The sequence below is a fragment of the Paenibacillus bouchesdurhonensis genome (genome assembly GCF_900155685.1).
Taxonomy (GTDB): domain Bacteria; phylum Bacillota; class Bacilli; order Paenibacillales; family Paenibacillaceae; genus Fontibacillus; species Fontibacillus bouchesdurhonensis.
In genome coordinates, this window is sequence record NZ_LT732548.1 from 338,018 (window position 1) to 351,799 (window position 13,782).

General features: G+C 47.4%; 13 protein-coding genes and 1 riboswitch. Of the genes, 11 read left to right on the plus strand and 2 right to left on the minus strand.

The features are described from left to right. The first annotated feature begins 86 nt into the window (after positions 1–86). From CZ379_RS05720 to CZ379_RS05735, 4 genes are all read left to right on the plus strand, one after another. Complete coding sequence (locus tag CZ379_RS05720) at positions 87–587, plus strand: GyrI-like domain-containing protein (protein ID WP_110930781.1); 501 nt, start codon at positions 87–89, stop codon at positions 585–587. Positions 588–1,148: 561 nt separating this feature from the next. Continuing rightward, positions 1,149–2,204: an ABC transporter ATP-binding protein gene (locus tag CZ379_RS05725; protein WP_110930782.1), complete on the plus strand. Its 1,056-nt coding sequence runs from the start codon at positions 1,149–1,151 to the stop codon at positions 2,202–2,204. Between the two features lie 79 nt (positions 2,205–2,283). Continuing rightward, positions 2,284–3,078 carry an ABC transporter permease gene (locus CZ379_RS05730; protein WP_110934250.1) on the plus strand — a complete coding sequence of 265 codons (795 nt, stop codon included), beginning with the start codon at positions 2,284–2,286 and terminating at the stop codon, positions 3,076–3,078. Between the two features lie 18 nt (positions 3,079–3,096). Further along, positions 3,097–3,885: an ABC transporter permease gene (locus tag CZ379_RS05735; RefSeq protein ID WP_199925796.1), complete on the plus strand. Its 789-nt coding sequence runs from the start codon at positions 3,097–3,099 to the stop codon at positions 3,883–3,885. A gap of 173 nt (positions 3,886–4,058) precedes the next feature. Here the strand turns inward: CZ379_RS05735 and CZ379_RS05740 are convergent, their stop codons facing one another. After that, positions 4,059–5,030 carry a glycerophosphodiester phosphodiesterase family protein gene (locus tag CZ379_RS05740; protein WP_110930784.1) on the minus strand — a complete coding sequence of 324 codons (972 nt, stop codon included), beginning with the start codon at positions 5,028–5,030 and terminating at the stop codon, positions 4,059–4,061. Positions 5,031–5,040: 10 nt separating this feature from the next. Continuing rightward, entirely contained in the window at positions 5,041–5,931 is an 891-nt protein-coding gene (locus CZ379_RS05745; RefSeq protein WP_110930785.1) for a TIGR01777 family oxidoreductase, read from the minus strand. 267 nt (positions 5,932–6,198) lie between these two features. Between CZ379_RS05745 and rlmN the strand changes: the two genes are divergently transcribed. The 7 genes from rlmN (at position 6,199) to CZ379_RS05775 (ending at position 13,435) form a co-directional block, all read left to right on the plus strand. Next, entirely contained in the window at positions 6,199–7,269 is a 1,071-nt protein-coding gene (rlmN, locus tag CZ379_RS05750) for a dual-specificity RNA methyltransferase RlmN (protein ID WP_110930786.1), read from the plus strand. Between the two features lie 101 nt (positions 7,270–7,370). Next, entirely contained in the window at positions 7,371–7,610 is a 240-nt protein-coding gene (locus CZ379_RS05755) for an LSm family protein (protein ID WP_110930787.1), read from the plus strand. A 221-nt stretch (positions 7,611–7,831) separates the two neighbouring features. Beyond that, positions 7,832–8,935 carry a glycosyl hydrolase family 8 gene (locus CZ379_RS05760; protein ID WP_110930788.1) on the plus strand — a complete coding sequence of 368 codons (1,104 nt, stop codon included), beginning with the start codon at positions 7,832–7,834 and terminating at the stop codon, positions 8,933–8,935. 211 nt (positions 8,936–9,146) lie between these two features. Next, entirely contained in the window at positions 9,147–10,022 is an 876-nt protein-coding gene (locus CZ379_RS05765; RefSeq protein ID WP_110930789.1) for a diguanylate cyclase domain-containing protein, read from the plus strand. Positions 10,023–10,059: 37 nt separating this feature from the next. After that, positions 10,060–10,212 (plus strand): hypothetical protein, encoded by a 153-nt coding sequence (locus tag CZ379_RS25965; RefSeq protein WP_199925852.1) that lies wholly within the window; start codon positions 10,060–10,062, stop codon positions 10,210–10,212. Further along, the gene (locus CZ379_RS05770) at positions 10,205–11,500 is read left to right on the plus strand and encodes a glycosyltransferase family 2 protein (protein WP_110930790.1); all 1,296 of its coding nucleotides are present in this window, start codon (positions 10,205–10,207) and stop codon (positions 11,498–11,500) included. The genes CZ379_RS25965 and CZ379_RS05770 overlap by 8 nt, the downstream gene beginning before the upstream one ends. 828 nt (positions 11,501–12,328) lie before the next feature. Next, complete coding sequence (locus CZ379_RS05775; protein WP_110930791.1) at positions 12,329–13,435, plus strand: acyltransferase family protein; 1,107 nt, start codon at positions 12,329–12,331, stop codon at positions 13,433–13,435. 54 nt (positions 13,436–13,489) lie between these two features. Then, positions 13,490–13,685, plus strand: a riboswitch (cobalamin riboswitch). Positions 13,686–13,782: the final 97 nt, after the last annotated feature.

Here is a 13,782-nt window from a genome sequence, read left to right on the forward strand (position 1 = left end):
AAATACAGATATTGTAAAGGCGATGTAGTAAAATAATAACCGAGTACCAACGATAACGATAATTTCGGTGATAGGGAGTGGTGGCAATGGAGCAGGCGAATGAGGCAGCGGTCGTTACAAAACAGGCCTTCTACGCGATTGGATTGCGTTGGGAGGGTACGTTTGCCGAAGCAGGTGAGGGCGGTATACGGGAAATTCATCAGGAACTGCAGCGAAGACAGGAGGAAATTCCCGGCATTGCAGATTCTAGCAGCTTCTACGGCTTATCCTATCATGCTTATCCTGGGGGAACCGGATTTGTGCATTATGCGGTGTTTGAAGTGTCCGATTCAGGTAGGGATGAAGTCCCGAACGGCATGGTCATGGTAGAGGTGCCGACGATGAAATACGCGAAATGCGAACACCGTGCAGAGCAAGACGTCGGCCAATCCTACAACAATATTTATGCTTGGATAGAGCAGCAAGGACATATGATGCTCCCGCAGGAAGGCAAGGGGCTCACTCATTTTGAAATATATCCGAGTCGCCAGGATCCTTATAGCACGCACCCTGAATTTACGATAATGATTCCTATTTTGGACAAATAGACTGTGCGTGTACTCAGTTGTTGTACACTAAGCTATGTACAACAAGTGGCTGTATACTAAAAGCGGCTGTACACTAAATGGAATTCATGTATCTAATTATGCTCTAAACGAAAGTTTCGGGGGAGTAGATGGATTTCACGTACTTATAATTGGGGTTTATACCCAAAGTTGGGATTTTAATTATTATAACGACATGAAATCCATCTAAATCTTCTTTCCATTCTATGTCGCAGAAACTAACTGCTATAAGTCCATTTATAAAAGATGAGCATTAATATTTCAAGTTGAACTAACTACTAAAACGGATGTGGGGAAGTACTTAAAATGTACCCATATTCCTAGGAGTACTTTTTTACTTTTGAATGATACAGGTTCATAGGAGGCAAAAATTCGCTCGCGAAGGCAACCTTAAGGCACAGTCATTTTACTCCCTTGCCTACATTCCATTCTTTAGTGCATCTTTAGATGGTTAATCTTTTAATGTAGAGGTTTTGAAGGTTGTAATTTATAATAGGAGCTTGAGATAGGACATCAAGATAGCCTGAGTGAGGTAGGTGCAAAATGAACGCAATTGAAGTGCAGGATTTGCGCAAAGCTTTCAAGATACAAAAAAACCGCGAAGGTCTCAAGGGGGCCTTCGCTGATTTATTCAAACGGCAGTATCAGGAAGTCATTGCTGTTAAAGATATTACGTTTACCATTCCGCAAGGCGAAATTTGCGGATACATCGGAGAGAACGGCGCAGGTAAATCAACGACGATTAAAATGCTGACCGGCATATTGGTGCCCACCTCCGGCAATCTCAAGGTCGGGGGTTACGTTCCTTATGAGGAGCGGGAGCGCTTCGTGCAAAATATCGGCGTTGTGTTTGGACAGCGCAGTCAGCTATGGTGGGACATCGGTGTTATCGAATCGTTCCAGCTGCTGCGGAAGGTGTATCGTGTATCGGAGCAGGACTTTAAGAAGCGGCTGGACGAGCTGGTCGAGCGCCTGAAGCTCCAAGAGCTGCTGAACCGCCCGGTACGCAAGCTCAGTCTGGGACAGCGCATGCGCTGCGAGCTGGTGGCTGCGCTGCTGCACAATCCGTCGATCCTGTTTCTCGATGAGCCAACGATCGGGCTCGACATCGTCGTGAAATCGGAAATACGCGATTTCCTCAAAGACATGAATCGCGATCATGGGACGACGATTCTGTTGACTACGCATGACCTGCAGGATATCGAGGCCCTCTGCTCCCGCGTCATCATGCTGGATGATGGCCAAATTATTTACGACGGCGGGTTGGAGGAGCTTAAGCAGCGCTGGGGAACAGGACGCGAGGTGCTGTTCCAATTTGGAAGAGCGACCAAGCTGGACACGTTAAGACAGTGGACTACGGGGCTGCCCGTGGAATGGTCGGCGGAGAACGACCTGAATGCCAAGGCCTGGATTCCGCTAGAGCTTAACGTATCCGATGTGCTAGGACGTGTTGTAGGACAAGCCGATATTACAGATATCAAAATCATCGAGACGAACACCGACGATATTGTACGCAGCATATATCAGTCCGGGTCAGCGGAGAAGGCGGAAGATGCTGCGGGCTCGATGCCGGCCGATAAAGAGGTCAGTCATGTCTAAGCGTCTCTCCACGGAATTCACACCCTCCAGATCAGCCTACCCGGGGGGGCAGAAGCCGCGAGTTAGCGGAAGACGCCTGCTGCTGGGCGCTTATTTGGATTTTATCCGTATCCGGTTCTTGACTATGCTTGCATATCGAATTAACTATTACACTGGCATTCTGATTTACACCCTTAACATTGGGGTCAACTATTTCACCTGGAAGGCCATTTACGGCGAAGGCGACTCCCTGGGCGGCTTTACCGCCATACAAATGACGACTTATGTCGCAGTATCTTGGATGGCAAGGGCGTTTTACTTCAACAATTTGGATCGGGAAATATCGGCCGATATTCGGGACGGCAGCATTGCTATTCAATTTATACGTCCTTATAATTATGTATTCGTCAAAATGATGCAGGGGCTCGGGGAGGGCATGTTCCGCTTCCTGCTGTTCATGATCCCTGGCATGGCGATTGCCATGCTGCTGTTTCCGGTACAGCTGCCAACCGCTCCGTCGGCATGGGCTGGCTTTCTTGTCATGCTGCTGTTCAGCTTCCTGATCAATTCGCAGATTAATGTCATTACGGGCCTGTCGGCTTTCTTCATTGAGAATAACGAGGGCGTCATGCGGATGAAGCGTGTCCTGGTCGATCTCTTCTCAGGACTAATTGTGCCGATCAGTCTGTTTCCGGGCTGGTTGTCGAAGGTGCTTGAGGTGCTGCCGTTCCAGGCGATCACTTACTTGCCGGGCTCCGTCTTTACGGGAAGGGTACAGGGCGTAGGCATTTGGTACGTGTTAGGCATCCAAGTATTTTGGTTCGTGGCCTTGATCATCCCGATGATCCTGTTATACCGGGCGGCGCGTCAGCGTCTGTTCGTGCAAGGAGGTTAAACAAGAGGAATGACGAGGATATTTTATTACTTGGGGTTAATTGTGGAATATTTCAAAAATTACATGAAAACCCGGCTGACCTATCGTGCCGACTTCTGGGTTGAGGTCATATCAGATTTGCTGTTCCAGGCGACAAACTTTATTTTTATATTAGTCGTGTTCATGCATACTGACAGTCTAGGGGGCTGGAGCCAGAGCGAGGTTATTTTCGTCTACGGCTTCTTCATGGTACCTTATGCCGTCTTCAGCTGCTTCGTCAACATGTGGAATTTCAGCGAGCGCTACATCGTGAAGGGTGAAATGGATCGCGTGTTAACCCGCCCAGCGCATCATTTATTTCAGATTTTCTTGGAAAATATCGATCCGCCCGCGCTGATCGGCGCTGTTGTAGGCATGATCATCATGGGAATCAGCGGCGGGCAGCTTGGTCTGCCATTCGAATGGTGGACGATCCCCGCGCTTATTATTCTTACCCTTAGCGCGGTAGCAATTTATACAGGCATCTATACCGCGCTTACGTCGTTGTCCTTCTATTCGGATGCACCGACCGGAATTCTTCCGCTCATGTTCAACATTCAGAATTATGGGCGCTATCCGGTGACGATTTATAACCGAACTATTCAAGTGTTGCTTACTTGGGTCATCCCGTTCGCCTTCGTCGGCATTTATCCGGCTGCGCTGTTTCTGCAGCGCGAAGAGATGACGAGCATGGCCCTGCTTACTCCGGTGATGGGGGGGATCTTCCTTGCAATCGGCCTGCTTGCTTGGAACATGGGGGTTAAACGCTATAAAGGGGCAGGCTCCTAGAGGAGGGGCCGTTTTTACAACATATAGTATACGATTAGGGGCTGTCTAATAAGTCCCTAATCATGAAATCGGCGGAAGAGCGGTGGAGGCTATGGAGAGGAGCAGACTTGCGGAACTGAGCGACGTTATTCAGCGAAACATGGCCTGCAACCCAGCATGCGGTCGCCCCTATCTTATTTCAAGACTGGAGCGATTCGGTCGATTCTATTCGTCCATATTCCACCGGTATAGCCTTTGGGAAGTCTTGTTAAATCCTCTATGGTATCAAAACCTTCCGACCACTCTCCGCTGCCTGCGACTATAATGACCCGAGTATTGACGCTATCCATGCGATTCAGGAATTTATTCGGCCATCCCCACAGCCACGGGGCGAACCTCTCGGGGATATGCAGCTGCGTATTCTTGCAGGCAGACGGTATATAGCCGCTCCAGCCGCTCCCTTCATATGACAGGAGGCAGCCCTTGAGCGTAGCTTTTGACATCACTCTCAGTCCAGGGAGCTCTTCCTGCAATGCAGCTATAGGGGCGTCCCCTCCATAAACAGTCATCTGCTCCAATCGCGCTTCCGGCAAATCTGCAAGATATTGCGCAAGCTGGCGGCCTTCGGCAGCATCATTGCTTTTTATATGAATTAGGAAGGTGCCGCTCGGAAAGTAGGCCAACACCTCATCCAACGAAGGCATTAGGCCGACCCCTTTGCCGCGGAACGGATACGTTTCGCCTTGATCTGCGGTGTAGCCGTAACCGATATCGATTTCCTTTAGTTCAGCCATTGTGTAGTCGCTGACCATGCCTTGCACATTCGTTCGGCATTCCAGCGTCCAATCATGAAAAACTGCGAATTGCCCGTCCTTCGTGGGCTTGATATCCAGTTCTACTAGATCTGCCCCGGCATCAAATGCGGCCTCCATCGAGGGAATCGTATTCTCCAGATAAGGATGCTCCGGCTTGAAAATCCGGGTAGCCGTACAAGTATCTCCTTCGATTCCTTCCATGCTGAACGTCTGACCCAGACCGCGATGCGCCAGCAGAAATGGGGCCCCACTACGATCCTTCGTAAAAAGGGAGGAATTATTTAAATAAATAAACGCCGACAAAATGAGAAGAAATATAAATATGCGTTTCAATCCTTTTTTAAATTTCATCTTCACTTTCCTATCTATGCAAAATATGACGAAGCGCCTGGCCCAGCTCTGGAAACTTAAACTCGTAGCCTTCCTGTTCCAAACGCTTTGGAATCACCCAGCGGCTCTTTAGGATCAGCTCCGTTTCCGTCTGGATCATCACGGCGCCAAGCTCCAGCAGCCACTTTGGAGAAGGCAGGCCGAGCTTGCGATTCATTATTTGTCTAAGCTGATCCATCAGTTCGCGATTTGTGACAGGGTTTGGGGAAGCGCAATTGAACACCCCGCTCAGATCCTTCCTAGTCTGCAGGAACGTAATGATTCCGAAAATGTCCTCCATATGAATCCAGCTGAAGCGCTGGGTTCCTGGGCCTTGGACGCCGCCAAGTCCAAAGCGAACGAGGTTTTTGTACGGAGTCATCACGCCCCCCTGTTCTCCAAGAACAATAGAGATGCGCAGCGCTGCTTGTCTTGTTGCAGGTAATTTAAAAGAAAAAAAGGCCTGCTCCCATGCCTTGGCCACCTCGACGGAGAAGCCTGCTCCAATCTCGCCGTCGGCTTCAGTCATAGGGCGATCCTCGGCGTGCCTATAAATTGTGGCTGTACTGGAGTTGATCCAAAGCGGAGGAGGCTGCTTGCAAGCAAGCAACGCAGCGCCCAATAACTGGGTCGTCTCCGTACGCGAATCCATGATGGCTTTCCTGTTTTTCTCGGTATAGCGGCAATCAACGGACTTCCCCGCCAAATTAATCAGCATGTCCGCTTGTTCTAATGCCTGAACGATTCTCTTGTGATCCTGCCACGAGATATGTCCAGGCTGCCTTGAGATATGTATAATTCCATAGCCTTGCTGCTGAAATTTATCACTTAGATAGGTTCCGATGAACCCGGTTCCTCCAGCCAAGACGATTTTTCCGATCATAAGCGCAACAACTCCATTCTGCGACATTATCACTATTTGCTTAGCAAGGTACGAGAGCAGACTCCCTTCTTCGTTTACCCCCTGGGGACAATTTTACTGCAAACTTTGCAAACCGACTATTTCACCATCCACTCAATGTTTTAGACGTAGACAGGAGCACAAAGTTACACTTTCGGAACTATTTCTCAATAATAGAGCCTTGTTTTAATAAAAAAGATTTGGGACAATAATAAACAGAATTTTAAGTTCTGAAAAGAGGAAAAACATATGAACACATTATCCATTTATGGATTTACGCTAGATCAGCTCATCGCATGGCTGGAGGAGCGGGGACACAAGAAGTCGCGCGCACTTCAGGTGTGGGATTGGCTTTACCGCAAGCGGGTACACAGCTTTGCGGATATGAATGACGTCAAGCCGGAGGTTCTTGCTCTGCTGGAGGAGCACTTCGTACTGGAGACGCTGACGGAGCAGGTGAAACAGCAGTCGGCGGACGGAACGATCAAGTTCCTGTTTAAGCTGGCGGATGGCAACCTGATCGAGACTGTGCTGATGAGACATAAGTTCGGTCTGTCTGTTTGCGTCACTACCCAGGTAGGCTGCAATATCGGCTGCAGCTTCTGTGCAAGCGGATTGCTTAAGAAGAGTCGTGACTTAACAAGCGCTGAAATCGTCGAGCAGATCATGAAGGTGCAGTTCCATTTGGATGAAGTCGGTCTGGAGGAGCGGGTCAGCCATATTGTAGTCATGGGCATCGGCGAGCCATTCGACAACTTTACGAATGTATCCAATTTCATACGGACGGTGAAGGATCATAAAGGTCTGGCTATCGGCCCAAGACGCATTACCGTTTCGACAAGCGGCTTGGCGGATAAAATCATCGAATTTGCCGACTCCGATCTCAAGGTGAACCTGGCGATTTCTTTGCATGCGCCCAATAATGAGCTTCGTACGCGCATTATGAAGATCAACCGGGCGATCCCGATCGAGCAACTGATGGAAGCGATAGATTACTACCTGGCCAAATCGAATCGCAAGGTTACTTTGGAATACATTTTGCTAAGAGACGTCAATGATGGGGCGGAGCAAGCGCTGGAGCTTGCAGAACTAATCGGCAAGCGGCGGAATGGCGTTACGGTCAACCTCATTCCATATAACCCGGTTGATGAGCACGGGCAGTATCAAAGAAGCCGCAAAGAGTCGATTCTGGGCTTCTATGATATGCTGAAGAAGCAGCAAATTAACTGCAGCGTTCGCCTGGAGCACGGCACCGATATCGATGCGGCCTGCGGACAACTGCGGAGCAAACAGTTGAAGAACGACAAGAGAATATCTTAAAATAAAACGCGGTGAAAAAATGGCCTTGTCATCCATAGACCTATGCCGTTACCGTCCCTCATCCCTTTCATAGACTAATATGTAATATTATAAAAAGGAGGATGAGGATATTGGTTGAAGCCTATTATAATTGCCTGTACTGCAAAAATAAAAGGGTTCGCATTCTCACCAGAGACGGTCGGCAATATACGGGAACGGTTATGGACGTGGACTATAACAATGTTTATTTGCGTCCCGATTCCAGAGGTGTCGTCAAAACCTCGGCATTCTATCCAGGGTTTTATGGGAACGAGATATTGACGTTAAGCCTATTTACGCTGTTGGCGATCGCTTTAATCTAAAATATATACTACGACAAGGCTCTCCTTCGAGGAGAGTCTTTCTTGTTTTGTATCATTGCAAAACGAACAGCCGGTAGCAGTTCCAGCCCTCGTTAGAAATACTTACAGCATGTTTAGTGTTTATAGGATAGAATGATTACAGAAAGCCCAGAATTTGGGTCGTTTGTTGCTAACAAGATGAGTAAAAGGATTTAATACCCAATAAGGAAAAGGTGAGAAGGATGCCCGTACGGCACTATAGCTGCAAAAACCTGCTGATCATTTTGACGATCGTCCTATTAGGACTTTCCATTGCCATAGGCGCATATTCCAAGGAGGCTGCCGTGAAGAGCACTGTCCCATATACAGAGAAATTTATAAAGAAGCATATGACAAACGTGAATGGTACTTTAGCTACGTATTTAAAGCCGGGCACCTCGGCCGACCCGGATATTGTTGCAGGACGCGAGGCGCTTTCCGAGTCGCTGGGATTCTGGATGCAGTATGCCGTAATGAGACAGGATCAGGTATTGTTTGACCGCAGCTATCAAGTACTGAAAGACAAATTTATAACCCCAGAGAAATATATCGTTTGGAAGCTTGAGCCGGATGGTCAAGTCAAGGTAAACACGAACGCGCTCGGTGACGATTTCCGCATCATCAGCAGCCTTCTGGAAGCGTCAGAGCTTTGGAAGAAGGACGAATATCTAATCACGGCAAGAGAAATATCGGATACTTTGCAGACACATGTACAGAACGCAGGCTATTTCGTAGATTTCCACGACTTTTCCAGGCATGAATCTCCATCAACGCTTAGCTTGGTTTATGTAGATATCGGAGCGCTTAGGTTAATGAAAGACAGCGAGCTCATCGATTCGAGTACTTACGAGCAATATGAGCGGGTGCTCTCCGACATGCCGGATGACGGCGTATTTTTCCCAAAAACCTTTGATGTTCAACAGCTTCGGTACTCCTTTGACGACCACGTGAATCTTATCGATCAATTGATTGTGGGCATTCACCGGGCGGAGATAGGCCAAAAACCAACGGCCTTGATTTCTTTTCTAAAAAAGGAGTTCCGTGAGCACAAAACGATCAAGGGACGCTACAATCGGGCAACTCGGGCAGCAGAGGTCTCGTATGAATCTCCTTCCGTCTATGGGCTGGCCATACTGCTTGCCTTGGAATCCGGGGACAAAGAGTGGGCAAAACAGCTGCATAAACATATGATATCTCTAAAAAATAGGGACGTTTCCTATTCGGGTGGGTATGTATTCAATAAGAATACTCATTTCTTCGACAATGTTCTCCCATTACTTGCTGAAACTGCTTTGCAAAATCCTTAATTTAGGTTAATTGTTCAGAAAGTGTATAGATTTCGGCTGTAGAATATAGTTTTAAAAGCCCGGAATCTCCGTTTATTCCACATTTTATGATGCTGTACCACGCGGCATTTCTCGTATGGGCTTTGATATGGGAGTGCCTATTTTTTTTACATCCATGGCCTGTCTGCCAGATCCCCCATGGGCCGATGATCACAGAGAAGGAAGGTTGATTATGAGGGGCAAAATACCGACACATCGTATTGCATGGGGCTATATGATTCTCATTTTTATAGCAATGCTAGAGCAGTTATTCGTCTTTCTTAATGTTTATCTTGACCAAAGCTACACCGGGACGGAATTTGCTTTCAGCATCGCGGCTTTGGCGGCGCTTCTAATCGGGCTGTTGCTTCCAGTGGGGCTGTCCGTAGTTGGGGTGTTCATTTTTTTGGTCAGCTATTTTGTTTGGCTGGCGACCTATGCAAAACTGGATATCCTGGCATTCTCCTGGATTTTGCTTATACCCGCTAATCTCAGCATCGCGGCTTTGATCAAGACGACGCTGATTCGCAGCAAAATTATCATTGAGCGCATGGAAGAATTACAGTATCGGGCTCCCCAGATCGACCTCGACACGACGCTCGGCAACAAAGAGGCTTTGGCTGAAATCGTAGTCAAGCAGTCCAATTTGGCTAAAAGATACGCTGAGCAGTACAGCTTTTGCATGGCGATGTTCAAAATTGATTTTCTTCCTCTAGTGCAGGAATCCCTTGGCTCGCAGCGCTATGCCCAGCTTCTGCTGGAATTATCGAGCATCATTCAGCAGCAGATCCGGTATGAGGACTATAAATTCTCCCTAGACCGAGGGCGGTTCATTATTCTCTGCCCGATGACCAACCATGATTTTTTGCAAACCCTGACGGATCGTATTAAACAAGCCCTGATGGATATTGACTTCCTAGATAAAAAGGGGCAGCCCCTTAAGCTCGTCATTCGTGCGGGTGCTGTCGTGTTCCATAAGGAGCAATTCAGCAAATATAAGGATATCGATGCGGTCATTGCGGCACTGGAAAGACATACGGAGACAGATCTCATCGGAGAATATATTTGATATTTGATCGGTTATGCCGGAGGGAGGTGGCTGGATCTTGCTATTGATGGCATATACCAATTGGTTCATTCCACTGTGTATTGGAGTCAGCTTCATATTTGCGGTAACCGTTGTTGTTCTGACGATTGCCACCCTAGTCTTTCGAGCCAGAGTAAACAAAAAGTATGATCGGGGGAAATTTAGTGGCTGATTTCTTGTTGATTTTTTGTATGGTTAGCATTTGGATCGCTGTATTTCAATCGATCGTTGTTATGATCGGGGCTATCCGCTTCGTTTGGCGGCAAAGCCGAACGCCGCTCGTGCTGCCTACGAATATGGAGGACTTTCCCACGGTGACGGTGATCGTTCCGGCCCATAATGAAGAGATCGTCATTACAGCTACGGCAAGACATGTCCTGCATTTGAATTATCCTGAACATAAAATACAGTTTATCGTTGTGGCGGATAACTGTACGGATGATACGGCAGGGCGCCTAAAGGCGCTCAAGGCGCAGCCTCAGTATCAGCAGCGGGATTTCTTCATTATGGAGCGCAAAGGAACCGGCGGAAAGTCGGGAGCGCTGAACGATGCGCTGGAGCATGCTACTGGGGAATGGATTTGTATCTTTGATGCGGATGCTGCGCCGGAGAAAAACTCGCTATTATTCCTCGTACAGAAGGCGATGGAGGAACCGGAATTGTATGGTGCGGTGTTCGGCCGCAATAAAGCGCGCAACCGTGGGCAGAACTTCCTCTCCCGGTGCATTAACCTGGAATTGGTGACCATGCAGCGAGTGCTCCATACCGGGATGTGGGAGCTGTTCAAGCTGGGGACGATCCCGGGGACAAACTTTATAATTAAAACGTCGCTGATCCAAGAGATCGGCGGCTGGGACGAGCAGGCGCTGACGGAGGATACGGCGATTTCGTTTGAAATTCTCTCCAGAGGCCAGCTCATTGCGCTGGCTTCGCAAGCCGAGGCTTACCAACAGGAGCCGGAGCAGCTATCTGTATATATGAAGCAGCGCGAACGCTGGGCCAAAGGGAATTACCAAGTCGTACTGGATAACTTCCATCATTTGTTCAGACCCTCTAGCTGGCGGATTAAGCTGCATTTAATTTATTTTGTGGCTAGTTACTTCTGGTTTCTTGTCACGATTGTGATTTCCGACCTGATCATTATCGTAAATATCGTATACTGGGTTCTCGCGTTATTTAAGCCAGAGCTGGTGTCCCCCTTCCAGTTTGAAGGGGATGTGTATATTTATCTCATCATAGCTTGGGCGCTGATGTATTACTTGTATGTGCTGCAGATCAATCTGGCGCTCGCTTCAGATATCGGGCAGAGCAACATCCGTAATTTTATTTTGTCCTGTATCACGTACTTTACCTATGCACAGTTATTCCTCGTTATTTCAGTCCGCGCGTCTTACAACATGATCGTGGACAAGATTACGCATCGGGAGAGCAAGTGGTATAAGACGCAGCGATTTGATTAGTTTAGAATGAACGGTTTTGTCTAAGCGGGCGATTGAGGCTGCTCCTATGCATTGAATTGCGTAGGAGGGCCTTTTTTTAGATTCTAGAGTTTTAAGTTTTCACCAGAGCTGAACAATTGTATAATTGCAAGGAAAATGAATGCTAAATAAGATGAACTAGAGAATGGGATCCTGGCAAGGGAGAATAGGCTTGTGGTTGCCCTGGTCGCCTTGCTGTCTTACTCGCCATAGGGTCGACTTGTCATCGCTTTGGCTGTCTCGTGTCGCCCCCGTGAACGAATTTCAGCCTTTTATGAACCTATATTATCCAAAGAATGGGGAGCAACAGTGATCGGGGGCACATTTTACGAAATTACCCATATTCATTTCAATAGTACAACTTATTATAAATGGATTTATAGTAGTTAGTTGCTGCGGCAAGGAAGGGAAGTAGATTTAAATGGATTTCATGTCGTTAGAAGGGGGGAATTGCTATCATGGCCTGGATTCTTGACTTTAGTTGCATAAAATCCATCTAATCCTCTGAAACATTCGTTTCGGGCATAATTGATATAGGAATTCCAGTTAATGTACGGTATCTCAGTGTACGACAGCTCAATGTTCGGCATCTTAATATGCAGCAACTCAGTGTACAACTGCTCAATATACGGTATCTTTGTATGCAACAGCTTAGTGTACAACAGCTTGGTTTACGCATCTTAGTGTATAGATGCAGTCCGGCTCCTCAGAAAGTCCGCCGATCGACGTTTTCTTATGGTAATCTACTAGTAGAAGTTAGTTATGAAATAAAGTGAATCGCATCGGGCGAACTGGGAGAATACGCAGCTAATGAAGAAGATGAATGATACGTTGACAGGGCTCAGAGGATGGCTGGCGATTTCGGTCGTTATTTTTCATATTTACGGCTCTTCGATTCTTGAGGGCTACTTAAAGGAATATCCCCGTGATCACTGGAGTTACCTGATAAATTACGCCGGGCCGATCTCCGTGAACCTTTTCTTTATTATTAGCGGTTATCTTATCACGCGGACGCTGCTTCAGCACGGAACAGTGGGGAGATTTGCTTTAAATCGCATCCTTCGTATTTACCCAGTGTTTTTGTTGATTCATCTGATTGTTTTTGCGGCAGGGCCATGGATCGGCTATAAGTGGATGGAGGATATCAGCGTCCTAAACTATATAACGCATTTCTTATCCAATCTGCTGTTGCTTCCGGGAGTATTCCCTTTGCCTATCGCCCAAATCGTAGCCTGGTCATTAAGCTATGAAATGGCTTTCTATCTCTTAGCAGGCCTCGTGTTCGTTATTTATCGGAGGGTCTCCATGCCCGTCCTAGTTAAAGCGATTCTACTAGGCGCTCTGCTGCTAGTTAGTGGAGTGCTCATTTACTATCACCCGAACATGCTGTTCTTTATCGTCGGGATCGCATCCTATTTCACGGAATCCTTCCTGCGCAGGGCATACCCTTACAGGAGAGCGTTCTGCCTGAACGGGATTATATGGTTTGGACTCTTGTATATATCCTATAGTTATAACGTACAGCGTGCGTATATATTGATCCCGCTGCTGATCAGCTACTTGTTCTTCCAATCCATTCTTCTGCAGCGGGGGTTCATGTCGCGGCTTCTCCAGCTGCGTCCAATGCAATATTTAGGGAAAATTAGCTACAGCCTGTATATGTGGCATACGATGGTGATGTTTCCGTTGAAAAAAATCATGCCCAAGCTGGGAGCGGTGTTGCCTTATCCTGGGCTCGTATTTATCGTATATGCTCTGTTATCGTTAGTCCTTTCCATCGCTGTCTCACATATTTCCTATCATATTATCGAGTTGAGACTGACGAATTACTTGAAGCGGCGGTTTACAAAAAGCAGTCTGGACAGTCCCGCGACTCGCTCTACCTCTCTCATCAGCATTAGACATGGGGATACATAAAAATCCTTTGTCTAAAATGGGGAAGTCTGCTACAATAACCCCGAATCATTCAATTTCATATTCTACTTATACGGTGCTGCTAGTAATCTATTGAAGCAGCTTAATAGGGAAGTTCGATGTAAATTCGACGCGGTCCCGCCACTGTAACGCGGAGCTGACTATCGTAAATCCACTGTTGATCTGTCAACGGGAAGGAGATAGTTGAGCGATGAAGCGAAGCCAGGAGACCTGCCGTGTAAGGGCTCTTTAATTTTCTCACGAGGATGGGATGGAGATGTTTATTCGCGCTGCTGTCGAAATGCGCCAGAGGAGCAGCCGAGTGTGTATAGCGTTACACGGACAAATCT

Excerpts from the sequence above, each read along its gene's own strand:
- CZ379_RS05720 (WP_110930781.1), top strand. The coding sequence starts at position 87 with ATGGAGCAGGCGAATGAGGCAGCGGTCGTTACAAAACAGGCCTTCTAC.
- CZ379_RS05725 (WP_110930782.1), top strand. The coding sequence starts at position 1,149 with ATGAACGCAATTGAAGTGCAGGATTTGCGCAAAGCTTTCAAGATACAA.
- CZ379_RS05740 (WP_110930784.1), bottom strand. The coding sequence starts at position 5,030 with ATGAAATTTAAAAAAGGATTGAAACGCATATTTATATTTCTTCTCATT.
- CZ379_RS05745 (WP_110930785.1), bottom strand. The coding sequence starts at position 5,931 with ATGATCGGAAAAATCGTCTTGGCTGGAGGAACCGGGTTCATCGGAACC.
- rlmN (WP_110930786.1), top strand. The coding sequence starts at position 6,199 with ATGAACACATTATCCATTTATGGATTTACGCTAGATCAGCTCATCGCA.
- CZ379_RS05755 (WP_110930787.1), top strand. The coding sequence starts at position 7,371 with ATGAGGATATTGGTTGAAGCCTATTATAATTGCCTGTACTGCAAAAAT.
- CZ379_RS05760 (WP_110930788.1), top strand. The coding sequence starts at position 7,832 with ATGCCCGTACGGCACTATAGCTGCAAAAACCTGCTGATCATTTTGACG.
- CZ379_RS05765 (WP_110930789.1), top strand. The coding sequence starts at position 9,147 with ATGAGGGGCAAAATACCGACACATCGTATTGCATGGGGCTATATGATT.
- CZ379_RS05775 (WP_110930791.1), top strand. The coding sequence starts at position 12,329 with ATGAAGAAGATGAATGATACGTTGACAGGGCTCAGAGGATGGCTGGCG.